This window comes from Streptomyces sp. 71268 (assembly GCF_029392895.1).
Lineage (GTDB): Bacteria > Actinomycetota > Actinomycetes > Streptomycetales > Streptomycetaceae > Streptomyces.
In genome coordinates, this window is record NZ_CP114200.1 from 5,342,435 (window position 1) to 5,365,531 (window position 23,097).

Consider the following 23,097-nt stretch of genomic DNA (forward strand, 5'->3'; position numbering starts at 1 on the left):
GTCCGGTCTGACCTGGAGAAACGGCCCGTAGCCCGGGCCCGCCCGCGCGCCTGCGGCGTCGCGCGGCACTGCTGCCCGCGCGCGCCACCCACCGCCACTCGCCGCCGATCCGGGCGAACTCCCCGCCGGGACGCGCTACCACCGCGCGCGATGGGGCGCCCGTCCCGCTCCGACGGCTTTCTCGGTGCGGCGCGCGCCCTGTGTCGCGCCTCACCCGCGGCCAGTTGGGCGTGCGCGGGGCGCGACCGCGCCCCGCGAGGAGGGCGTGACGAGACGGGTCCTCCCTTCTGGGGATTTGCCGGATTTCCCGAACTTTCCCAAGAATGAGCCGCCTTGGCCCGCCCCCTGACCCTCATCGCGTCGCGGTCACCCCGCCCGCCGAAGCGACCGGTTCACTTCGGGTTCCGAACGCGGCGTCACAGCGGGCCTCCTGCGCGGGCCCGTACCGGAACTCGTACGCCATCCCCGAGCCCGAACCCGTACGCCACCCCCGGGTCCGGACCCGAGCGTCACCCCGACCGAGGGCCCGGCCGCGGGCCCGTGCGCCGGCCCGAGCGCGGCCGGGGGCGCTGCCTTGCCTTCGGTGTCGTCGCCGTCCGGACGGCGCCCGCGCTGGCGGCCACCACCAGCGCGATGGCCGCGACTTCCGGTACTGCCAGGCCCTGGTGGAGGACCAGGTACCCGGCGAGAGCGGCGACCGCCGGCGACAGGCTCATCAGGACGGAGAACGCGGCGGGCGCCAGGCGGCGCAGCGACAGCAGCTCCAGGGTGTAGGGGAGCACCGACGACAGCAGGGCCACCGCGCCCCCGAGGACCAGCGCCGCCGGGTCGAGCAGGGCGCCGCCCGCGCCGGCCACCCCGAGCGGCAGGCTCAACAGCGCGCCGCAGGCCATCGCCAGCGCCAGCCCGTCCACGCGCGGGAAGCGGCTGCCGGCCCGGGCCGACAGCAGGATGTACGCCGCCCACAGCGCGCCCGCGCCCAGCGCGCAGCCCGCCCCGGCCGCGTTCAACTCGCCGAACCCGCCGCGCCCGAGCAGTGCCACGCCGGCCAGCGCGAGCCCGGCCCACAGCCAGCGGCCCGGGCCGCGCGCCGTGACCACCGACAGCGTCAGCGGGCCCAGCACCTCCAGGGTCACGGCGGTGCCCAGCGGGATGCGGTCGATGGCCTGGTAGATCAGCGTGTTCATGCCGGCCAGCGCCACCCCGAAGCCCACGACCACGGCCCAGTCGGCGCGCCCGTAGCCGCGTACGGCCGGACGGCAGACGAGTAGCAGCACCAGCGCGGAGACGGCCAGCCGCAGCGAGACCACGCCGAGCGCGCCGACCCGGGGGAAGAGCGAGGCGGCCACCGCCGCCCCGAACTGTTGCGAGCAGATGCCGCCGGCCACCAGGCCGACCCCGACCAGCCCGGCGGCCCGCTCGCCCTGCCCGGCCCCGGCCGGCCCGGTGCGGCCCGCCGTCCCGGCCGGGGCGGCGGGGCCGCCCGCGCTCGGTTCGGCGGTGGGGGCGGGGGCGCGCAGATCGGTCACACCGACCACGCTAGGCAGCGCGGGCCGCGCGGGGAAATGCCGGTTGAGCGGTGGTTATGCTTGCCCGTCATGACCGTGGAGCTGCGTCATCTGCGCCACTTCCTCGCCATCGCCGACGAGGCCAACCTGACCCGCGCCGCGGCCCGGCTCCACCTCACCCAGCCCGCCCTGTCCCGCTCCCTGCGCCAGCTCGAAGCCCACCTCGGGGTGCGGCTCGCCGACCGTTCCACGCACCACCTGCGCCTCACCGACGCCGGTCGCGCCTTTCGGGCCAGGGCCGCCACCGCGCTGGCCGCCGTGGACGCGGCCCTGGACCCGAGCCGCCTGGGCGCCTGGCCGCTGCGGCTCGGGCACGCCTGGTCGGCGCTGGGCATCCTCACCACGCCGCTGCTCCGCCGCTGGCGCCAGACCCACCCCGACACGCCGCTGGAACTGCTGCGCATCGACGACCGCAGCGCCGGCCTCACCGCGGGCAAGGCCGACGCCGCGCTGCTGCGTGGGCCGCTGGCCGAGCCCGGGCTGCGGAGCGCGTACCTGCTCAGCGAGGAGCGGGTCGCGGCGCTGCCCGACGACAGCCCGCTGGCCGGGCGCGCCGCACTGACGCTGGCCGACCTCGCCGACCAGAGCGTCACCCTCAACACGGTCTCCGGCACGACGAGCAGCGAGCTGTGGCCGCCCGGGAGCGGGCCGTCCGCGACCGTACGGGTCGGCAACACCGACGACTGGCTGGCCGCCATCGCGGCCGGCCGCGCGGTCGGCGTCAGCACCTCGGCCACCGCCGCCCTCCACCCGCACCCGGGCGTCACCTACCGGCCGCTGACCGACGCCCCGCCCGTGCCGGTCTACCTGGCCTGGACCGACCCGCCGAGCCACCCGGCCGTGGCCGACCTCGCGGCCCTCGCCCGGGAGGTGACGCGCCAGCGCCCGCCCGCCGGATGACGTACGGGCCACACGTCGGGCGACGGGTGTTACGGACCACACGTCGGGCGACGGGTGTGCGCCGGGAGCCGCGCCGGTCACGCGGGCGCCGTTGGTCGGTCGTACGCGCCGTGGGCTCAGGTCCGGGCGGCCGGGCCGGGGGCGGGCGACGCCGTCGGGTGTCGGCGCCGCGCCTGGGCCAGCAGCGTCAGCGCGTGCTGGGACGCCGAGTCGGCGGCGGCGGTGACCAGCACCAGGGACTGCCCGGGCGACCTCGGCAGCGGCAGGTTCTGCTGGGTGACCGTGAGCGGGCCGACGACCGGGTGGCGCAGCTCGTAGACGTCGCCCTCACACGGGTGCACGCGGTGGTCGGCCCAGAGCGCGGCGAACTCCAGGCTGCCGATCGACAGCTCACCGATCAGCGCGGCCAGGCCGGCGTCCCCGGGGTGGCGGCCGGTGACGTGCCGCAGGTTGCTCACCATGGCGCGGGCCTTGCGCCACCGGTCGACGTACAGGTCGCGGCCGTGCGGGTCGAGGAAGAGGAGCCGGGCCAGGTTCGGCCGGTCGGCAGGGCGTTCGGGGCTGGTCGGGTCGAGGTGGCCGGCCAGCAGGGCGTGGCCCAGGCCGTTCCAGGCGAGCACGTCCGCGCGCCGCCCCACCACGAGCGCGGGCACCTCGCCCACCGCGCCCAGCAACTCCCGGGTCGCGGCCGACACCCGCTCCGGGCCCGCGTCCGGGCCCGGCTCCGGTCGCCGCGCCGGTCGGCTCAGGTGGTCGAGGTGGGCGCGCCCGTGCGCGTCGAGCCCGAGCACCCGGGCGATGGCGTCCAGCACCTCGGGCGAGGCGTTGTGCGCCTGTCCCTGTTCGAGCCGGGTGTAGTACGAGACGCCGACCCCGGCCAGCAACGCCAGCTCCTCCCGCCGCAGCCCGGGCACCCGACGCCGCCCCGCGTCGGGCAGCCCGACGTCCTCGGGCCGCACCCGGGCCCGCCGCGCGCGCAGAAACTCACCGAGCCGCCTGTCGTCCATCCCCCAAGCCTCGCGCCCCCCGCCCACGCGAGCCAGCCCCTGCCAGGGGTGGGCACGGGCGGGGCTGGTCCGCGGCGCGCGCCGGCCAGAGCCTGAACGGGTCCGACCCACCCCACCCCAGGCGTCCGCAGGAGGCCCCATGAACGACACAGCCCCGAACACCACAGCCCCCAACGCGTCAGCCGCGAGCGCGTCAGCCGTACCCGAGACCGCCGTGCACGAGATCGTCCTCGGTGACGTCACGATCACCCGGGTCACCGAGTACTACGGGTCCGTCCGCATGAGTCCGCGGGAGTTCTTCCCGGACAGCCCCGAGACCGCCTGGGAGGCCCACCGGCCCTGGCTGGTCCCCGACTTCCTGGCCGCCGACACGGACATCTGCCAGTCCGCGGTGCAGACCTGGGTGGTGCGCAGCGAGGGCCGGACCATCCTGGTGGACACGGGCGTCGGCAACCACAAGGAGCGTCCGTACGCACCGGTCTGGAGCCATCTGCGCACCGGGTACCTGGACAACCTGGCGCGCGCCGGCGTACGCCCCGACGACGTGGACCTGGTCATCAACACCCACCTGCACGTCGACCACGTCGGCTGGAACACCTTCCTGGACGGCGGCGTGTGGACGCCGACCTTCCCGCGCGCGACGTACCTGATGCCGCGCCGCGACTTCGAGTTCTGGGACCCCGCGCGCGGCCACAGCCCCCGCCTCGGGCGGGGCAACCAGAACGTGTTCGAGGACAGCGTGGCGCCCGTGCACGAGGCGGGGCAGACCCTGCTGTGGGACGAGGGCCACACCATCGACGCGAACCTGCGCCTCGAACTCGCCCCAGGCCACACCCCCGGCTCCGCGGTGCTGAAGCTCGCCTCGGGCGGGGACCGCGCGGTGTTCGTCGGCGACCTGCTGCACACGCCGCTCCAGTTCGTCGAGCCCGACGTCAACAGTTGCTTCTGCGAGGACCCGGCGCGGGCCCGCGCCTCCCGACACCGGCTGCTGGGCTGGGCCGCCGACCAGCGCGCCCTGGTCCTGCCGGCCCACCTCGGCGGGCACGGCGGCGCGGAGGTCAGCCGGCGCGGCGCCGGCTTCGCGATCAGGAAGTGGGCCCCCTTCTCCCGCCTCTGACCCGCCGAGCCCATCCAAACGAACACCCCCCAGCGAGCACCCGAGCACCCACCGAGTGCCGCCCGGGCCGCCGACCGGCCGAACCAGGCCGACCCGCGAACCCGGACCGGCAGACCGGACGGAACGAGCAGCCATGACCCACCACGACCCACACCCCCCGTCGCCGACCGTCGAGACCGCCTCCGGCACGCTGCGCGGACGCGGCGCCGACGGCGTCCAGCGCTTCCTCGGCGTCCCCTACGCCGGCCCGCCGCAGGGCGCCGCACGCTTCGCACCGCCCGCGCCGGTCACGCCGTGGCCGGGCGTACGGGACGCGGGCGCGCACGGCCCGACGGCGCCGCAGCCACGCCGGGACGCCTTCGGCGGCCTCGACATGTCGCCCTACTTCGGCCCCGGCTGGGTGCCGGGGCCCGACTACCTCACCCTCAACGTCTGGGCCCCCGCGCCCCCGGCGCCCGGCCGCGGGCTGCCGGTGCTGGTCTTCGTGCACGGCGGCGGCTTCGTCGCCGGCTCGGGCCGCGCGCCGCTGTACGACGGGGAGCAGTTCGCCCGCGACGGTGTCGTGCTCGTCACCGTCAACTACCGGCTCGGCATCGCCGGCTTCCTCGACCTGCCCGGGGCCCCGCCCAACCGGGGGCTGCTCGACGTGGCGGCGGCCCTGCGCTGGGTACGGCGGCACGCGACGGCCTTCGGCGGCGACCCGGACAACGTCACCCTGTTCGGCCAGTCCGCCGGCGCGAGCCTGGTCGCCGCCCTGCTGGCCGACGACGCGGCGGCCGGCCTGTTCCGGCGGGCGATCGTGCAGAGCGGCAACGGGCTCGGCGCGCACACCCCCGAGCAGGCGGCCCGCGTCACCCGGGCGGCGGCCGACGCGCTCGGCGTCGCGCCCACCGCCGCGGCCTTCGCCGAGCTGCCCGACGAGCGCCTGGTGGCGGCCCTCGGCGCGCTCGCCGGCCTCGACCTGCGCACCGCGACCGAGGGTGACCCACTCCTCGGCCTCAGCCCCCTCAGCCTGACCCTCGCCCGCCAACCGGCCGAGACCCTCGCGGCCACGGCGGCCGGCGCCGACGTCACCCTGATGGTCGGCACCAACGCCGACGAGGGGAACCTCTACGTCGTCCCGCAGGGACACCTGACCAGCACCACGCGCGCGGAGCTGACCGCCACCGCCGCCCTGGCCCACCCCGCGGGCCGGCACGCCGACGCGGCTCGCGACATCGCGGCGGCCCGCGCCCGCAGGCCCGGGGCCGGCGACGGCGAGCTGCGGGCGGCGGTCCTGGGCGAGGCGCTGTTCGGCCGTGGCAGCAGGCGGCTGACCCAGGCGCACGCCGCGCACGGCCGCGCCGCGACGTACGCGTACGAGTTCGGCTGGCGCTCTCCCGCGCTGGGGGGCGCGCTGGGCGCGGCGCACGCCGTGGAGCTGCCGTTCGTCTTCGCGCGCACCGCCCTGCCGGCGCTGCGCGGCGAGGGCGGCCTGCTCGGCCCCGCCGAACCGGCGCACGAACTGGCCGCCCGGGTGCACCGCGCCTGGGTCTCCTTCGCCCGCGACGGCGACCCGGGCTGGGCCCCGTACGACCCGCGACGCCAGCACGTCGAGGCCGTCGGCGCGGAGGCGGACACTGAGTGGTGAGGGCGTCGCCGAGCGTTCGCCGCATGGCCGGGTGCCGTGCGGGTAGCGGCTAAAGAGGGGCGAAAAGATCCTCCCCTGGCACTAGGGTGATTGTTTTGCTTACCCATTACCCTTGACTCAAGGTCGCGCAGGGCGGCCATGGAGGAGTGAGATGAGGAGCAGCAACCCGGTCTTCTCGCGACGGGGCTTCAGCCGCGACAACGCCTACGCGGGCTTCAACACGCCGCCGCAGGCCGGGGGCCCCACCGCGACTCAGGGCAACCCGTACGCCACTGGTGCTCAGCCCACCAACCCGTATGCCCCGGGCGCGCAGGACCTGACCCCCGAGCAGATGCAGCAGCTCTACGGCGGACAGGTGGCGCCGCCACGGGCCGATCGCATGACGATGGACGACGTCGTCATGCGGACCGCCATGACGCTCGGCACCGTCATCGTCGGTGCCATCGTCGCGTGGGCCGCACTGCCGGTGTCCAGCAAGAGCTACGGCATCGCGATCGGCGCCGCGCTCGTCGCGATGGTGCTCGGCCTGGTCCAGGCGTTCAAGAGCAAGCCCGTCCCGGCCCTGATCATTGGGTACGCGGCGTTCGAGGGTGTCTTCCTCGGCGTGATCAGCGAGATGTTCAACGCTCGCTGGTCCGGTATCCCGATGCAGGCGGTGCTCGGCACCATGGCGGTCTTCGCCGGTGTGCTGATCGCGTACCGCACCCGTCTGATCCGCGTCAACGCCCGCTTCCAGCGCTTCGTGATGGCGGCGGCGATCGGCTTCGTGCTGCTGATGGCGGTCAACCTGCTGTTCGCGGCCTTCGGTGGCGGCGACGGCCTCGGCTTCCGCAGCGGCGGCCTCGGCATCGTCTTCGGCATCGTGGGCGTGGTCCTCGGCGCGGCCTTCCTCGCCATGGACTTCAAGCAGGTCGAGGACGGCGTGGCGTACGGCGCGCCGCGTGAGGAGTCGTGGCTGGCCGCGTTCGGCCTCACGCTGACGCTGGTGTGGATCTACCTGGAGCTGCTGCGGCTGATCGCCCTGTTCCGGGAGTAGCCGCGAGGGCGCGGCCGACCCCGGCCGCGCCCCGCACCACGGGGGACGGCACGACCGCCCGAGTCAGCGGCCCGAGGCCCCCCTCGACGCACCACGCGTGACGCACGACCAGAGCCCCGGAGGCATCGCCTCCGGGGCTCTGTCGCTGTTCGGCGCGCGGCCGGCGCTGTCTACCGCAGCTTGCGTGCCGCACGTCGCAGGTCGTGCTCATGGATGATCGCCTTGGCGTGTCCGTAGGCGAGCTGGTGCTCACCGCGCAGCCAGTTGACCTTCTCCTCGAATCGGAAGAGGGCGGGGCCATCGTCCACCGTGCGCAGCCAGTCGGCCACGGCGCGGCCCGTGCAGTGGGGGATTCGGGAGAGTAGGTTCCGGTGGGTCTCTTCGGAGAAGACTTGGGACATCGGCGCCTCCGGCGTTGTCCTGGTCGCTGCGCCACGACGTGGCCCAGCAGTCCTTCACCTCACCGTGCCTGAGCGTTTGGGCGTTGGCAACAGTCCGCGGGGGGTGCGTAGAGTCGCGGCGTGGATGATGTGACCGCCTTCCTGGCCGACGTGGACCGCCTCGCCGACCGACTGCGGGCCCTGCCCCAGTCCCGACTCGGCCAGGGACCGGCCGCCGAAGGGCTGGCGCTGGCGCGCGAGTTGGCGCTGCGCGCCCAGCGCCTCGAGGAGCCGGACAGCGCGCCTCGTACGGTGCCCGACGCGGGCATGTTCGTGGTGGCCGACCAGGTGGCCGTGGCCGGGCACGACCTCGCGCACGCCCTCGGCTGGGAGCCGGCCGACATCGGCCGGGAGCGGACGTTCCCCGCCGCGACCCGGCACGCGGCACAGGAGGCCGCGGCGCTGGTGCGACAGGCCCGGGCGCGCTGCGGGCTCTAGCGGCGCCTCGCGGCGCGCGGGCCACGGCGAGTTGGCGGTTGGGCGGGCCGGCGCTCGTCGGCGGACGGGTGGCGCCGGGGCGCCCGGAACGCGGCGCCCGGCGCGCGGGTCAGAGCGAGGCGATGACGCGGTCGGCCAGGACGTAGACGTTGGTGTCGCCGTAGCCGAAGGTCAACGTGTACGCGCCGGCGACGCCGGAGCCGCCGAGCAGCACGGGGGCGTCGCCCTCCCGCAGGGCCCGCGCGAGCTGGTCGGCCGTCTCGCGGTGACCGGGGGTCATGCAGACCGTGGTGCCGTCGGCGAAGACGTAGACGTCGAGGGTGCCGAGCGGGCCGGGGCGCACGTCGACCAGCGGAGTGTGGGAGTCGGCCAGTTCACCCAGGAGCGCGACCGTGCGCTCGTGGCCGACGACGGCCGACTGCTGCGCGCCGTCGCCCGCGCCGTGCGACGGGTGCGAGGGATGGCGGCGGCGGGCCGCGGCCAACTCGGCCGCCTCCGGGCCCTCCGGCTCGCCGGCCAGGTCGAGCGCGGGGTCGAGCACCGCGTCCAGCGCGGGGTCGAACGCCGCCTCGAGCGCGGCGTCGAGCAACTCGGCCTCAAGGGCCGACGGCGGGCCGGCGAGGTCGGGCTGACGGGGCACGTACGGCGTCGGGTCCATGGACGGCTCGTCGCCGAACCCGGCCAACCCGCCGAGCAGCGCGGACCCCTCGTGTCCGGAGGCCGCGTCGCGGGCCTCCTGGGCGGCCCAGAACGCGCGGGCCTCGGCCAGTTCGCGCTCGCGTTCCTCGGCGAGCGCGTCGGCGACGGCCGCGCGTATCTCCTCGGCCGGGCTCTGGCGGGCGGCGGGCACGTCGGCGGAGCCGGCCCGGGCGCCGACGGCCGTGGCGGTGGCGACGTCGGCGCGCAGGGCGGCGATCTGGCGGCGCAGCCCGCGAGTGGTGTGCAGGGCCGCGACGCCGACGGCCGTGGCGATGCCCGCGGCCAGCAGTACGGCTAGGGACGTAGCGCTCACTGACATACTCCCGGTTGCTGTGGGTCCCCCGAATTCCTACCTCAGCTTGGCCGGTGGCGTCGCCCCGTGTCAGTGCACAACGTCATGGATTGGGTGGGTATAAAGACCCAGACAGTCTGTACCGAACACCCCTGACCTGCGCGATCGGTTCCGCTCGGCGGTATAGGTCACATCCTGGGGGAGATTCGGTCACGGCCCGGTGGGCGGACACCGCCCCGACGCTGCCCTGGCCCTTGCCCCGTGCCCCGCCCCGGCCCCGCTCCGCGCCGGGCGGCACGGGACGGGGCGTCGCGCGTGGTCACGCGGGGGGCGCGCGGCGGGGCGTGCGAGCCGCGCATGGTCGGGACGGGCGCGCCCGGCGGTGGCACGGCCGAGACGGGGCCCGTCGACAACCGGGCCCCTCGCGGTCCGGGCTCAGCTCAGCCGCTCGATGACCATGGCCATGCCCTGGCCGCCGCCCACGCACATGGTCTCCAGGCCGAACTGCTTGTCGTGCCACTGGAGCGAGTTGATCAGGGTGCCGGTGATCCGCGCCCCGGTCATGCCGAAGGGGTGGCCGACGGCGATGGCGCCGCCGTTCACGTTGAGCCGGTCCAGGTCGATGCCGAGATCCCGGTAGGACGGGATGACCTGGGCCGCGAACGCCTCGTTGATCTCGACCAGGTCGATGTCGCCGATCGTCAGCCCCGCCCGCTTGAGGGCCCGCTGGGACGCCTCGACCGGGCCGTACCCCATGATCTCGGGGGACAGGGCGGAGACGCCGGTGGAGACGATACGAGCGAGCGGGGTCAGGCCCAGCTCGCGCGCCTTGGTGTCGGACATGATCACCAGGGCCGCGGCGCCGTCGTTGAGCGGGCAGCAGTTGCCGGCGGTGACCAGCCCGTCGGGGCGGAAGACGGGCTTGAGGCCCTGTACGCCCTCCAGCGTCACACCCGCGCGCGGGCCGTCGTCCTTGCTGACGACCGTGCCGTCGGGCGTGGTGACCGGGGTGATCTCGCGCTCCCAGAAGCCCGCCGCGATGGCCTGCTCGGCCAGGTTCTGCGAGCGCACGCCGAAGGCGTCCATGTCCTCGCGCGTCACGCCCTTGGCGCGCGCCAGGTTCTCGGCGGTCTGACCCATCGCGATGTACGCGTCGGGCACCAGCCCGTCCTCGCGCGGGTCGTGCCAGCCCTCGCCGCCGTGCTCGGCCCGGTGCGCGGTGCGCGCCTCGGCGTCGGCGAACAGCGGGTTGTGGGTGCCGGGCATGCCGTCGGACGAGCCGTTGACGCTGCGCGAGACGGTCTCGACACCGGCCGAGACGAACACGTCGCCCTCGCCGGCCTTGATGGCGTGCAGGGCCATCCGCGAGGTCTGCAACGAGGACGCGCAGTAACGGGTGATGGTGCAGCCCGGCAGGTGGTCCATGCCCAACTGGACGGCGACGATCCGCCCCAGGTTGTGACCCTGCTCCCCGCCGGGCAGGCCGCAGCCGAGCATCAGGTCGTCGATGTCACGCGGGTCGAGCTCGGGCACCTTGGCGAGCGCGGCCCCGACGATCTGGGCGGTCAGGTCGTCGGGCCGTACCTCCTTGAGCGACCCCTTGAAGGCGCGACCGATGGGGGAACGAGCGGCTGAGACGATCACTGCTTCGGTCATCACGGCTCCAGAGGGCGAAGGCGGGCACTGCGTCGGAAGCTACCCGCCCGTAGCCACGAGGTCACGGGCCGGGCGCTGTGATGCGGGCCTCTTTTCTAAGCGCTTGCTCACCCGGTGGCACGGGCGGTTTCCGGCCACCCCATCTGTTCCCCTACCCGCACGCGCCGCGTACGTAGCCGCCGGTCGCGTACCGGCGCGCGCCCGCGTACGGGACGACGGCGCGCGGGGCCCGTACGCGAGGACGTACGGGCGCCCACCGGCCGGTGGGCGCCCACGGGTCGGCGGGCGGTCAGCCGCTGAGGGCGGCGGACGCCGGGTCGGCCGGCAGGCGGCGGCGTCGGCGCCGGAAGAGCTGGGCCCAGGGGCCACGGGCCGCCGCGACCTCCGTGCCGCCCTCGTCCGCCGCCTTGGCCGCCGCCTGCGCCACCGGCCAGAACCCCTCGCGGCGGGCCGGGTCCGGCCGCTCCTCCTCCGGCCACAGCCCGAGCGCCGCGCACAGGGTCGGCAGGATGGCCATCGCGGCCGTCATGTATCCCTCGGCCGAAGGGTGGTAGTTGTCCGGCCCGAACAGCTCCGTCGGGTGGGCCGCGAACTCGGGGCCGAGCAGATCGCCGAGGGAGACCGTGCGCCCGCCGTGCTCGACGACGGCGATGGTCTGCGCGGCGGCCAACTGCCGGCTCAGCCGCCTGGCGACCCAGCGCAGCGGTTGGTAGACGGGCTCGATCGTGCCGAGGTCGGGACAGGTGCCCACGACCACCTCACACCCGGCGGCGCGCAGCGCGCGCACCGCGTCGGCGAGCAGCCGCACCGACTCCGCGGGCGGCATCCGGTGCGTGACGTCGTTGGCGCCGATCATGATCACGGCGATGTCGGGACACCGGACGGCCTGCGGCCCACCACCCTCGCCGCCGGGCAGCCCGACCACGGCACCGTCCGTCCCCGCGCCGTACACCCCCGTGCCACCCACCGCCGCGCCGTCCATCCCCGCACCACCCGCCGCCGCGCCCACCGCCCCGGGACCCGCCAGGGCCGGGCCCGCCTCCACGGCCTCCACGGTGTTCAGGGCCTCCACCGTCGCCCCCACCGCCAGGGCGCCGGGCCCCTCGGCGTCGGCCGGCGGGCCGAGCAGCAGCGCCACCTGCCGGGCCAGGTCGTCGGACTGCGCGCCGGACCGCGCCGCCACGCGCAGCTCCACCGGGCGCTCGGCCACGGCGGCAAGGCCCGAGGCCAGCAGCGCGCCCGGCGTCTGGTGCGCGTGGCGTACGCCCTGGCCGGCGGCGGTCGAGTCGCCGAGGAAGGCCAGACGCAGGGGCGGGGCGGCGCTCTCGTGGTCGAAGGCCGTGCCGTACCGTCCGTCGGCCCCCGGTGGCTCGTCACCGGAGCCACCCACCACGCGTCTGGCCAGCCGCACCTCGGTGAGCAGCAGCCCGACGGCCGCGCCGCCCAGCAGCCCGATCCCGCCGCCCCCGTACGCCGCCGCGGTCGCGATCCGCCGCGCTACCCGCGCTCTCGACATCGACATGGGCCCGCTCACCTCCGTGCTCTCTCGCGTGCGTAGGTCTCCCGGGCCAGTCCGGCGGATGCGCACCGCCGGTCGGGCCTACTGCTGTGTTGCCCGGTCGGCGCCGGATCGCAACGCGCCCATCGGGCGGTCCCGCCGCACGTCGCGGCGTGGGCGGGGCGCGGTGTGGGTGCGGTACGGGCGCTGCGCGGGTGCGGTACGGGCGCTGCGCGGGTGCGGTACGGGGGACTGGTCGGGGGTCGGCTGGCGGGAATCCGCCCCCCTCCGTCCTGGCCGAAAACCGGTCGACCCCGGGCGGGGTGTGGGCCGGGTGGGGGATGCCGTCGTCGCCCGATCGCCGGGACGCGGTTGCGCTGAGTTATCCACAGGGCAGTGGTCGCCAGGCCGTGGCGCAATAGGCTTAAGGAGTGGGCCCGCGCCGGCGGCAGCCCCTTGACCCGCGGAGACCCCGCTGAACCTGGAGTAGGGCGTGCAGTTTCACGAATCGATGATCGACCTGGTGGGCAACACCCCGCTGGTGAAGCTCAACAGCGTGGCCGAGGGGATTCAGGCCACCGTCCTGGCGAAGGTGGAGTACTTCAACCCGGGCGGGTCGGTCAAGGACCGGATCGCCGTGCGGATGATCGAGGCCGCCGAGGAGTCGGGGGCGCTCCAGCCCGGTGGCACGATCGTCGAGCCGACCTCGGGGAACACCGGCGTGGGCCTGGCGATGGTCGCCCAGCGCAAGGGGTACAAGTGCGTCTTCGTCTGCCCGGACAAGGTCTCCACGGACAAGATCAACGTGCTGCGGGCGTACGGGGCCGAGGTCGTGGTCTGCCCGACCGCCGTCGACCCCGAGCACCCGGATTCGTACTACAACGTCTCCGACCGCCTGGTGCGCGAGATCCCCGGCGCCTGGAAGCCCGACCAGTACAGCAACCCGGACAACCCGCGCTCGCACTACGAGTCCACCGGGCCCGAGCTGTGGCAGCAGACCGATGAGCGGATCACGCACTTCGTCGCGGGCGTCGGCACCGGCGGCACGATCAGCGGCACCGGCCGGTATCTCAAGGACGTCAGCGACGGCCGGGTCAAGGTGATCGGCGCCGACCCGGAGGGCTCGGTGTACTCCGGCGGCTCCGGCCGCCCGTATCTGATCGAGGGCGTCGGCGAGGACTTCTGGCCGAGCGCGTACGACCAGACCGTCGCGGACGAGATCGTGCCGGTCTCCGACAAGGACGCCTTCCAGATGACGCGCCGCCTCGCCAAGGAGGAGGGCCTGCTCGTCGGCGGCTCCTGCGGGATGGCGGTCGTGGCCGCCCTGCGCGTCGCCGAGCGGCTCGGCCCCGACGACGTGGTGGTCGTACTGCTGCCGGACAGCGGGCGGGGGTACCTCTCGAAGATTTTCAATGATGAATGGATGGCGGACTACGGTTTCCTGGAGGAGGCCGGGCCCGCCGTGCGCGTCGGCGACGTGCTGCGCGGCAAGGAGGGCGGGCTGCCCTCGCTGGTGCACATGCACCCGGAGGAGACCGTCGGCGAGGCGATCGAGGTGCTGCGCGAGTACGGCGTCTCGCAGATGCCCATCGTCAAGCCCGGCGCGGGCCACCCGGACGTGATGGCCGCCGAGGTCATCGGCTCGGTCGTCGAGCGCGAGCTGCTGGACGCGCTGTTCGCGCAGCGCGCGGCGCTCACCGACCCGCTGGAGAAGCACATGAGCCCGCCGCTGCCGCAGGTGGGCTCCGGCGAGCCGGTCTCGGACCTGATGGCCGTGCTCGGGGCGGCGGACGCCGCCGTCGTGCTGGTGGAAGGCAAGCCGACCGGGGTCGTCAGCCGGCAGGACCTGCTGGCCTACCTGGCCAAGGGAGCGGCCAAGTAGCCGGGCCGCCGGCGCCGCCCGTGTCAGGGGCGCGTTACGGAAAGCCGCGTGGGCGCCCCTTCGCGTAAGCGGTACGTATGCGTCACGCGCCAGCAGCACGCATTTAACACGCGTCCGGCACATTGGTGGACGTCGGCAGGACGACACCGACACCCGATGTGCGGCGACACGGACCTCCGGAGCGGCTCCCGGACCTCCATGGTCGCCCGGACGCGGCGAGACCGGCCCAAGGCCCGTCCCGCGTCCTCCGCGGGGACCGTCGTCGTCCCGCCCCCGGCGAGTGCGCCGGGGTGCGGCGGTCCCCGCGTACGCCGGCGGTGGCCCGCGACCCTCCCGGTCGCGGGCCACTCGCGCGTACGGGCGCACCCGGGCTCGGGTCCGGGCCGGCGGCTACCGCCGCGTCACCGCCGCCCGCTCACGCTGCCCGCCCGCTCACGCCCCGCGCAGTGCGGAGCGGCCCGCGTAGCGTGCCACCTCGCCCAACTCCTCCTCGATGCGGATGAGTTGGTTGTACTTCGCCGTACGGTCGGAGCGGGAGAGCGAACCGGTCTTGATCTGGCCGCAGCCGGTCGCCACCGCGAGGTCCGCGATCGTGGTGTCCTCCGTCTCCCCCGAGCGGTGTGACATGACGGCCGTCCAGCCCGCCCGGTGGGCCACCTCCACCGTGGCCAGCGCCTCGGACAGGGTGCCGATCTGGTTGACCTTGACCAGGACCGAGTTGCCGACGCCGGTGCGGATGCCCTCGCGCAGCAGCGTCTCGTTGGTGCAGAACACGTCGTCGCCGGTGAGCTGGCAGCGGTCGCCGACGCGGGCGGTCAGCTCGCGCCAGCCGTCCAGGTCGTTCTCCGCCATCGGGTCCTCGATGGAGACGATCGGGTACGCGTCGACGAGCCTGGCCAGGTAGTCGGCGTTCTCGGCGGGGGTGCGGCGCAGCCCCTCGCCGGCGTAGTCGTACACCCCGTCGCGGAAGAACTCCGACGACGCCGGGTCCATGACCAGGCCGATGTCCGTGCCCGGGCGGTAGCCGGCGCGCTCGATGGCGGTCATGACGAAGTCGAGCGCCTCCTCGGCCGTGCGCAGCGCGGGGGCGAAGCCGCCCTCGTCGCCGACGGCCGTGGAGTGCCCGGCGGCCAGCAGGTCGCGGCGCAGGGTGTGGAAGACCTCGCTGCCCATCCGGACGGCGTCGAGGAAGGTGTCCGCGCCCACCGGAGCGATCATGAACTCCTGGAAGTCCAGCGGGTTGTCGGCGTGGGCGCCGCCGTTGACGATGTTCATCATCGGCAGCGGCAGCAGGTGGGCGTTGTCGCCGCCGAGGTAGCGGTAGAGGGGCTGGCGGCGGGCGGTGGCGGCGGCCTTGGCGGTGGCGAGGGAGACGCCGAGGATCGCGTTGGCGCCCAGCCGGGACTTGGTGGCGGTGCCGTCGAGGGTGATCAGCGCGGCGTCGAGCCCGGCCTGGTCGGCCGCGTCGCGGCCACGCACGGCCGCCGCGATCTCCCCGTTCACATGGGCCACCGCGCGCTCGACGCCCTTGCCGTGCCAGCGCGCCGCGTCCGCGTCGCGCAGTTCCACGGCCTCCCGGGCGCCGGTGGAGGCGCCGGAGGGGACGGCCGCGCGGCCGAGCGACCCGTCGGCGAGGACGACGTCGACCTCGACCGTGGGGTTGCCCCGACTGTCGATGATCTGGCGGGCGGTGACGGTCTCGATGGGGGCGTCGACGGCGTGGACCGCCGGCGCGGACGCGGACGTGGACGTGGACGTGGAAGCAGCCTGTGTGGACATGGGAGCCCTTCCCGTTGTCGGGTGCCGGGGCCGTGGTGCGACGACGCTGGCGCTGACCCCGGCCCGGTGGACTCTACAGCAATGCTGATCAGTTTTGCTGTGCAGAATTGCTGTTCAGCTTGTCTGTGCAGTGTTGCTGTGCAGTGTCGCTGTACGCTTCACCTCGGCGGCCTTGCTGGTCAGCGGGGTAAAGTGCCCTATGCCCACCTCGGAAGCCGCCGCCATCGCCGCTGAACTGCGCACCGCGATGGGCAAGCTCACCCGACGCGTGACCCACGAGGACCGCATCCCGCTGGGCCAGGTCGCCGTGCTCGGCGCGCTCGACCGCAACGGCGCCATGACCACCAGCGACCTCGCCGCCGACCAGCGCGTACGCCCGCAGTCGATGGCCCGCGCGGTGGGGCTGCTGATGGAGCAGGGCCTGATCACGCGCCGGGCGCACCCCACGGACGGCCGTAAGTCGCTGGTGGAACTCTCGGACGCTGGCCGGACCGCGCTCGAAGCGGAGCGGGGCCGCCGGGTGGGTTGGCTCGCGCAGGCCATCGAGGCCGAACTCACGGACGAGGAGCGGGAGTTGCTGGCGCGCAGCGCCACCCTGTTGGAGCGGCTCGCCACGCGTTAGCGGCCTGCGGCCTGCGGCCTGACGTGTGGCGAGCCGTACGCCCCGGCTGCGGCTGCGGGACTGGCACGGGTGCGGGGGAGCGCCCCGGCCGCGGGCACTGGCACGGGTGCGGGCCAGCCCGGCGTGAGGTCGGGGTCCTGTCGGACGGTGGTGGTGGCGGGCGTCGCCGCGTACGGGAGGCCGTGACGGAGCCGTGAGGACGCCGGGGTCGTCAGTCCCAGTCGCTGGTGGACTTCTTCCGCTCCCGGTGCAGGAACGCGAAGCCGCCGAAGGAGTGCACCGCGTTCACGCCGACGATCCCGCCCCAGGCGACGAGCAGCCCCGACAGCCCCTCGTTGACCACGGCGATCGCCGACAGCGGGATGGCCAGCACCAGCGAGACCGCGACGAAGCCGAACCGCTCGCCGAGGCCGATCCCGGTGGCGTTGGCCGAGCCCGCCCCCGCCGGCGAGCGCACGCCGCGCGCGGCGGACATCTGCTGTTCGGCCAGTTGCCGGCGTACGTGCCGGTCGGCGGTGTCGTTGAAGCGCTGCTCGACCTTCTCCATGAAGGAATCGACCAGTTCCGACTCGTACTCAGGACCGAGCTCCTTGCGGGTCTGCAAGATCGCGTCGAGTTCCTTCTTCACCTCTGGGTCGCGGGCGTCCATGGTGCCTACGCTACGGGTAACCGCCGGTGGTGTAAGTAGGGTCAGCCCCCCTATCGGGCCGGGGGTTCAGCCCCCGGACCGGCCCGTGACCAGGCGAACTCCGCCCCGGCCCCGCCCCGAGCCCCGCTCGCCGGGCCGCGCCGGGACCGCCGGACGCCCGCCGTTCACCGGGGCGAAGCCCGCCGGCCTCCCGCCGCCCGGGCCGGGTCCGGCCAGCGAGCGGCCCGCGCACGGGACGGGCGGGCGAGTGGGTAACGTCGCCCCCGGCGGCGTACGACACGCGCGGCGTACGACACACACGCGGCGTACGAAGCGCACGGCGTACGAAACGCACGGCGTACGACACACGCGGGGCGCGATGTGGCCCGAAGGAGAGGAAACGCTGGTGAGCAAGGCTCTGTTGGCGGCCCTGGCAAGCGCGGGCGAGGACCGGCCCGACGCACTGACCATCGCCGGGCGCCCCTGTTCCCGGGAGGAGCTGCTGGGGGCCGCGGGCGCGGTGGCGGCCCGGATCGCGGGCGCGCCGGTGGTGGCCGTGCGGGCGGAGGCCACCCTGGAGACCGTGGTGGCCGTGGTGGGCGGGCTGCTGGCCGGCGTACCGGTGGTCCCGCTGCCGCCCGACTCCGGGCCGGCCGAACGCGATCACATCCTGCGCGACTCGGGCGCGACCCTGCTGCTCACCGGGGTCGGCGGGGCGGACGACGCCGCCGGGCCGGGCGAAGGCGCGGGCGGCGCGGGCGGCCCGGGCGGTCAGGGCGTCGAGGTGGTGCCCGTCGACACGGCCGAGCGCGCCGACTGGGCGAAGCCGGAGCCGGACGAGGCCGCCACCGCTCTCATCCTCTACACCTCGGGCACCACCGGCGCGCCCAAGGGCGCCCTCATCTCGCGGCGCGCCGTCGCCGCCGGCCTGGACGGCCTGGCCGACGCCTGGTCCTGGACCCCCGACGACACGCTCGCCCACGGCCTGCCGCTGTTCCACGTGCACGGCCTGGTCCTCGGTGTCCTCGGCGCGCTGCGCGTCGGCAGCCGCCTGGTGCACACCGGCCGGCCCAGGCCGCAGGCGTACGCGGCGGCGGGCGGCACGCTCTACTTCGGTGTGCCCACCGTGTGGAACCGGGTCGCCGGCGACCCGGCCGCGGCCCGGGCGCTGCGCGGCGCCCGACTGCTGGTCTCCGGCAGCGCGCCGCTGCCCACGCCGGTCTTCCGCGGGCTGGCGGAGCTGACCGGGCACCAGGTGGTGGAGCGGTACGGCATGACCGAGACGCTGATCACCGTGGCGACCCGCGCGGACGGCGAGCGGCGCCCCGGCCACGTCGGCGTCCCGCTGCCCGGGGTCCGGACCCGGATCGTCGCCGAACCGGGCGCGGAGATCGGCGAGTTGGAGGTGACCGGGCCGACCCTGTTCGACGGTTACCTGAACCGGCCGGAGGCCACGGCCACCTCGTACACCGCCGACGGCTGGTTCCGTACGGGCGACATCGCCGCCATCGAGCCGGACGGCACGCACCGCATCGTCGGCCGGGCCTCGACGGACATGATCAAGTCCGGGGGGTACCGCATCGGCGCCGGCGAGGTCGAGAACGCGCTGCTCGACCACCCGGCCGTGCGCGAGGCGGCGGTCGTCGGCGCGCCGCACGAGGACCTCGGGCAGGAGATCGTGGCGTACGTGGTGGCCGACGGGGTGGGCGAGGCGGAGCTGATCGACTTCGTCGCCGGTCACCTGTCGGCCCACAAGCGCCCGCGCAAGGTGCGCTTCCTGGAGGCACTGCCGCGCAACGCGATGGGCAAGCCGCAGAAGCGCCTGCTGCCACCGGCGTGAGGCGCGGGCCTCGGGGGCGCGCGGCCGGGCGACCCGCGTGGCGCGCCCCGAGCAGCCGGTCCGAGCCACCGTCCGCGTCGCCGGCCTGGGCTGTCGGTCCGAGTCGCCTGCCCGTCACTCCGGGGCGCGGTCGCCGGTGAGCTGCCAGGCGGCGAGGGCGAGTCGGGCCCGCACCAGCCCGGCGGGCTCGGTGAGGTCGAGGTCCAGGGCCTTGCCGAGCGGTTCGAGGCGGCGGGCGACGCTGCTGTGGTGCAGGTGGAGCAGGTCGGCGGCCCGCCGCAGGGAGCCGGCGGCGCAGTAGGTGTCCAGCGTCTCCAGATCCCGCGGGTTGTCGGCGAGGCGCGCGATCGCGGCCACGTCCGTGTTGGCGCGCAGGGCGTCCGGCGGCACCTGCGCGAGCAGCGCGAGCGCCCCCAACTCGCCGTAGCGCACGACCGGTTGGCGGGCCGTTGCGAAGCGCAGCGCGGTGCGGGCCTGCTGCCAGGACAGCTCGGGCCGCTCGGCCGCGCCGATGCCCGCGCGCACGTCAGCCGGGAGCCGGGCCGGGTCCGCGTGGCTGGCCAGGATGACACCCACGCCGGTCAGCGGCGCGGCCTTCACCTGGTGGGCCGGGCAGAGCAGGCCGGCGACCCGGTCCAGCGGGAGCCGGGCGCGCACGGCCAGCACGTGGACCGGCCGTCCGACGGCGAAGCCCAGCAGCCGCAGCGCCCGGGCTCGGGCCGCCTCGTCGCTGTCGGCGCTGATCACCAGCTCGACCAGGGCGGGGTCGGCCATGGTGGTGCGGGCCGGGCCGTACCGCTCGACCACCGCCGCTGCGGCGATGGCCAGCCGGTCCAGGACCACCTCATCCAGCGGGTTCGGCGGCCCGGGGCGCTCCAGCCACACCGTGCCGATCTCCTCCTCGTCCAGGACGATCGGCGCCCGGCTGGACGCGGGCGCCGGCGGGCCGGGCGCCGGCTGGCCGTCGGGCGCGAGCCGGACCGCCCGCCCCGTGCTGTGCAGCCGCACCCCCGCCACGCACTCGGCCAGGCCGGCCGACGCGCGGGCGAGCGCCGTCAGGTCCACGCGGCGGCGCATCAGCGTGTCGTAGAACATGACGACCCGGATCGCGCCCTCGACGTGCGTGTCCAGTCGCGACAGCCGTACGGCCAGTGCCTCCATGGCCGCAGGATAGGCGCCGATCGGCGCGCTGCGTGGGCCGGTTGTCCGACGGCTGGCGGATGACCTCGGTGGTCGGCCGTCGCGAGGATGGTCGGCATGGACCCAGAACTCGAAGCGTTCCTGCCGCTGCTTCCCCGAGCCAAGCTGACCGACCCGGTCGCCGAGCGCGCGAACTTCGCCGCGCTGGCCGCCTCGGTGCCGGGGCCCGACGTCACCGGCATGGACGTCGAGGACCGCGCGGTGGGCGCGGACCCGGCCGTGCCCGTGCGGATCTACCGCCCGCACGGGGCGCGCGGCGCCATCGTGTGGCTGCACGGCGGCGGTTGGGTGATGGGCGACGTGGACACCGAGCACCCGTGGGCCGCCCGACTCGCGTCGGCCTCCGGCGCGACGGTGATCTCGGTGGGCTACCGGCTGGCCCCCGAGCACCCGTTCCCGGCCGCCTTCGACGACGCGTACGCCGTACTGACCTGGGCCAGCGAACACGCGGCCGAACTCGGCGCCGAAGCGGACCGGATCGCGGTCGGCGGGCACAGCGCCGGCGGGGGACTCGCGGCCGGACTCGCGCTGCGCGCCCGCGACGAGCAGGGGCCGCCGATCCGCTTCCAACTCCTCAACCAGCCCGGGCTCGACGACCGCCAGGTCACCTGGTCGAGCCGGAACTTCACGGACACGCCCTGGATGAACCGGGACACGGTCGCCGCCGCCTGGAAGCACTACCTGGCCGGCCAGGCAGCCACCCCGTACGCCGCCCCCGCCCGCGCCACCGACCTGTCCGGGCTACCACCGGCCTACGTCGCCTCCGCGGAACTCTGCCCGAACCGCGACGAGAACATCGACTACGCGCTGCGCCTGCTCCAGTCCGGCGTGTCGGTCGAACTCCACCAGTGGGCCGGCACCTTCCACGGCTCGCAGGCCATCCTGTCCGCCGAGATCTCCCAACGACAGTTCACCGAACTCGGCGGCGCGCTGCGCCGCGCCCTGGACGCGTGAGCCGGCCGTGATCGTACGGACACGGGGCTCGGAGCACCGACCGTACGGACCCGGGGTCCGGAATCCTGGCCGTACGGGCCCGGTCCTGACCGTACGGGCCAAGCCTCCGGTACGCGGGAGCCGGCACCGGCCGTCGGAGGGCGGCGCCCTCCGCGTACGACCAACCAACCCCACCACCCCCTCGCGCACGACCCTGACCCCAGAGAACCTGATCCCAGAGACGGAGCCCTCGCCATGACCGCGACCCCGATCGACCCCGCCGCCCCCATCCGTCCCGTCGACCTCTTCGCCTCCTTCCTCCACCTGCACCAGGACGGCCGAGCCCGGGCGGCGGAGCCCGTGTTCCAACACGAGGGAGAGGGCTGGCAGTTGATGACCTTCCACGTGGAGACCGACGCCGACGTCCACGGCGACCACTGGGAGGTGCACCCCGAAGCGGAGGAGGTCGTGGCCTGCCTCGCCGGCGGGATACGCCTGTACTTCCGCCCGGAGCGCCCGGACGAGGCCGAGGAGGAGGTCGCGGTGGCGGCCGGCTCCGCGGTCATCGTCCCGCGCGGCCGCTGGCACCGCATCGCCCTGGACGGCCCGAGCGACATCATGTCCCTCACCGTGCCGCGGGGCAGCCGGTTGGAGAAGCGGGAGTGAGGGGGGCGGAGCCCCGTAAGCCCACCCGTTTCGCGCCACCCCCACCTGCTGCATATATTCATGCAGAGTCAGCCGTAGCTGAATGAGCGGCGCTGGCCGGCGCCGGTCCGACCGGTGCCGGTTCGGTGTCGGTGGGCGAGCGCCCGTGGGGCGCCGATGTCGCCGGGAGGGCACGAATGGACGAGACGCCGGACGCGAGTGGGGCAGCCGCGCGGCTCCAGAAGCTCTTCGAGGGGCACCGGCTCACGCCCACCCAGCGCCGCATCGCCCACTGCATGGTGCGCCGCGCCGCCGACGCGCCCTTCCTGTCCAGCGTGGAACTCGCCGAACTCGCCGGCGTCAGCCAGCCGTCCGTGACCCGCTTCGCGGTGGCGCTCGGCTTCGACGGTTACCCGGGGCTCCGCAAGCACCTGCGCGACGTCGCCCCGACCGAGCGGAGCGGCGACCAGGCGGGGGTCAACGAGTACCAGCAGGCGGTCCAGGCCGAGATCGACAACCTGCGCCACCTGGCCACGCTGCTGGCCGACCCGGAGCCCGTCGCCCGCGCCGGCCGGCTGCTGGCCGCCTCCCGGCCGCTGCCCGTGCTCGGACTGCGCGCGGCCTCGGCGCAGGCCGCCGGGTTCAGCTACTTCGCGCGCAAGGTGCACCCGGACGTACGACTGCTCGACGAGGGCGGCACGATGCTCGCCGACCGCATCGACGCCGCCACCGCCGCGGGCGCCAGCGCCCTGCTGTGCTTCGCGCTGCCCCGTCACCCGCGCGAGGTGGTCGCCGCGCTGGAGTACGCGCGCTCGGCCGGGCTGGCCGTCGTCACGGTCGCCGACAGCGCCTTCGCGCCGGTCGCCGGCCACAGCGACCTGCTGCTGCCGGCCGCCGTGGGCACCGGGCTCGCCTTCGACACGGCCTGCGCGCCGATGCTGCTGGGCCGGGTGCTGCTGGAGGCCATGTGCGACGAGCTGCCGGACGCGCAGGCCCGCCTGGAGGAGTTCGACGCCAGGGCGGCGGCGCGCGGCCTCTTCGAGGACTGACCCGCCCACCGTCGGGAGGCTCCGGACCCGGGACGCTCCGCACTCGAGAGGCTCCGCACCTCACGCGCGTCCCCGCCCCCGCGGCCGGGCCCGTCGCCCCGCCCCCTCCGTACCGCCCGCACCTCCCGTACCCCGCCCGTCTCCCGACTGTCCGGGTATCTCAGCGAACTCTCATCCGCGCTGAGTACAGTCCCGCCGAAAGAGCCGGGCGGGCGCGAGCGCGCCGGTGGGTCCGGGC

20 protein-coding genes are annotated in these 23,097 nt (G+C 75.2%); 11 read left to right on the forward strand and 9 right to left on the reverse strand.

What is annotated here, in order from left to right; translation table 11 throughout:
- Positions 1-509 precede the first annotated feature (509 nt).
- Entirely contained in the window at positions 510-1,529 is a 1,020-nt protein-coding gene (locus OYE22_RS21105) for an EamA family transporter (RefSeq protein WP_348652232.1), read from the reverse strand.
- Positions 1,530-1,598: 69 nt separating this feature from the next.
- Between OYE22_RS21105 and OYE22_RS21110 the strand changes: the two genes are divergently transcribed.
- A complete protein-coding gene (locus tag OYE22_RS21110) occupies positions 1,599-2,468 on the forward strand; it encodes a LysR substrate-binding domain-containing protein (protein WP_277321871.1) in 870 nt (289 codons plus the stop codon).
- Positions 2,469-2,584: 116 nt separating this feature from the next.
- Here OYE22_RS21110 and OYE22_RS21115 read toward each other — a convergent pair whose 3' ends face one another.
- A complete protein-coding gene (locus OYE22_RS21115) occupies positions 2,585-3,475 on the reverse strand; it encodes a helix-turn-helix transcriptional regulator (protein WP_277321872.1) in 891 nt (296 codons plus the stop codon).
- Positions 3,476-3,689: 214 nt separating this feature from the next.
- Between OYE22_RS21115 and OYE22_RS21120 the strand changes: the two genes are divergently transcribed.
- From OYE22_RS21120 to OYE22_RS21130, 3 genes are all read left to right on the forward strand, one after another.
- A complete protein-coding gene (locus OYE22_RS21120) occupies positions 3,690-4,592 on the forward strand; it encodes an MBL fold metallo-hydrolase (RefSeq protein ID WP_277324246.1) in 903 nt (300 codons plus the stop codon).
- A gap of 133 nt (positions 4,593-4,725) precedes the next feature.
- Positions 4,726-6,222: a carboxylesterase family protein gene (locus OYE22_RS21125; RefSeq protein WP_277321873.1), complete on the forward strand. Its 1,497-nt coding sequence runs from the start codon at positions 4,726-4,728 to the stop codon at positions 6,220-6,222.
- A gap of 151 nt (positions 6,223-6,373) precedes the next feature.
- Positions 6,374-7,258, forward strand: a complete 885-nt coding sequence (locus OYE22_RS21130) for a Bax inhibitor-1/YccA family protein (RefSeq protein ID WP_277321874.1) — start codon at positions 6,374-6,376, stop codon at positions 7,256-7,258.
- A gap of 170 nt (positions 7,259-7,428) precedes the next feature.
- Here the strand turns inward: OYE22_RS21130 and OYE22_RS21135 are convergent, their stop codons facing one another.
- A complete protein-coding gene (locus tag OYE22_RS21135; RefSeq protein WP_176162010.1) occupies positions 7,429-7,659 on the reverse strand; it encodes a DUF4287 domain-containing protein in 231 nt (76 codons plus the stop codon).
- Between the two features lie 120 nt (positions 7,660-7,779).
- Here OYE22_RS21135 and OYE22_RS21140 point away from each other — a divergent pair, with 120 nt between their 5' ends.
- Positions 7,780-8,136, forward strand: a complete 357-nt coding sequence (locus tag OYE22_RS21140) for a hypothetical protein (protein ID WP_277321875.1) — start codon at positions 7,780-7,782, stop codon at positions 8,134-8,136.
- A 109-nt stretch (positions 8,137-8,245) separates the two neighbouring features.
- Here OYE22_RS21140 and OYE22_RS21145 read toward each other — a convergent pair whose 3' ends face one another.
- The 3 genes from OYE22_RS21145 to OYE22_RS21155 form a co-directional block, all read right to left on the reverse strand.
- Positions 8,246-9,148: a hypothetical protein gene (locus OYE22_RS21145; RefSeq protein ID WP_277321876.1), complete on the reverse strand. Its 903-nt coding sequence runs from the start codon at positions 9,146-9,148 to the stop codon at positions 8,246-8,248.
- A gap of 414 nt (positions 9,149-9,562) precedes the next feature.
- Complete coding sequence (locus OYE22_RS21150) at positions 9,563-10,783, reverse strand: acetyl-CoA C-acetyltransferase (protein WP_277321877.1); 1,221 nt, start codon at positions 10,781-10,783, stop codon at positions 9,563-9,565.
- A 289-nt stretch (positions 10,784-11,072) separates the two neighbouring features.
- Positions 11,073-12,305 (reverse strand): SGNH/GDSL hydrolase family protein, encoded by a 1,233-nt coding sequence (locus OYE22_RS21155; protein WP_277321878.1) that lies wholly within the window; start codon positions 12,303-12,305, stop codon positions 11,073-11,075.
- 469 nt (positions 12,306-12,774) lie between these two features.
- Here OYE22_RS21155 and OYE22_RS21160 point away from each other — a divergent pair, with 469 nt between their 5' ends.
- A complete protein-coding gene (locus tag OYE22_RS21160; RefSeq protein WP_277321879.1) occupies positions 12,775-14,163 on the forward strand; it encodes a cystathionine beta-synthase in 1,389 nt (462 codons plus the stop codon).
- 432 nt (positions 14,164-14,595) lie between these two features.
- On the opposite strand, the gene eno is transcribed toward OYE22_RS21160, so the two are convergent.
- Entirely contained in the window at positions 14,596-15,942 is a 1,347-nt protein-coding gene (eno, locus tag OYE22_RS21165) for a phosphopyruvate hydratase (protein ID WP_277321880.1), read from the reverse strand.
- Between the two features lie 199 nt (positions 15,943-16,141).
- On the opposite strand from eno, the gene OYE22_RS21170 reads away from it, so the two are divergent.
- Complete coding sequence (locus OYE22_RS21170) at positions 16,142-16,564, forward strand: MarR family transcriptional regulator (protein ID WP_176162004.1); 423 nt, start codon at positions 16,142-16,144, stop codon at positions 16,562-16,564.
- Positions 16,565-16,775: 211 nt separating this feature from the next.
- Here OYE22_RS21170 and OYE22_RS21175 read toward each other — a convergent pair whose 3' ends face one another.
- Complete coding sequence (locus OYE22_RS21175; protein WP_277321881.1) at positions 16,776-17,213, reverse strand: hypothetical protein; 438 nt, start codon at positions 17,211-17,213, stop codon at positions 16,776-16,778.
- Between the two features lie 385 nt (positions 17,214-17,598).
- Here OYE22_RS21175 and OYE22_RS21180 point away from each other — a divergent pair, with 385 nt between their 5' ends.
- Positions 17,599-19,032: an acyl-CoA synthetase gene (locus OYE22_RS21180; RefSeq protein WP_277321882.1), complete on the forward strand. Its 1,434-nt coding sequence runs from the start codon at positions 17,599-17,601 to the stop codon at positions 19,030-19,032.
- Between the two features lie 114 nt (positions 19,033-19,146).
- Here OYE22_RS21180 and OYE22_RS21185 read toward each other — a convergent pair whose 3' ends face one another.
- Positions 19,147-20,193: a helix-turn-helix domain-containing protein gene (locus OYE22_RS21185; RefSeq protein ID WP_277321883.1), complete on the reverse strand. Its 1,047-nt coding sequence runs from the start codon at positions 20,191-20,193 to the stop codon at positions 19,147-19,149.
- A gap of 96 nt (positions 20,194-20,289) precedes the next feature.
- On the opposite strand from OYE22_RS21185, the gene OYE22_RS21190 reads away from it, so the two are divergent.
- From OYE22_RS21190 to OYE22_RS21200, 3 genes are all read left to right on the forward strand, one after another.
- Positions 20,290-21,186, forward strand: a complete 897-nt coding sequence (locus OYE22_RS21190) for an alpha/beta hydrolase (RefSeq protein WP_277321884.1) — start codon at positions 20,290-20,292, stop codon at positions 21,184-21,186.
- 234 nt (positions 21,187-21,420) lie between these two features.
- Entirely contained in the window at positions 21,421-21,831 is a 411-nt protein-coding gene (locus OYE22_RS21195) for a cupin domain-containing protein (protein WP_277321885.1), read from the forward strand.
- Positions 21,832-22,007: 176 nt separating this feature from the next.
- On the forward strand, positions 22,008-22,859 hold the full coding sequence (locus tag OYE22_RS21200; protein ID WP_277321886.1) for a MurR/RpiR family transcriptional regulator: 852 nt from the start codon (positions 22,008-22,010) through the stop codon (positions 22,857-22,859).
- Positions 22,860-23,097: the final 238 nt, after the last annotated feature.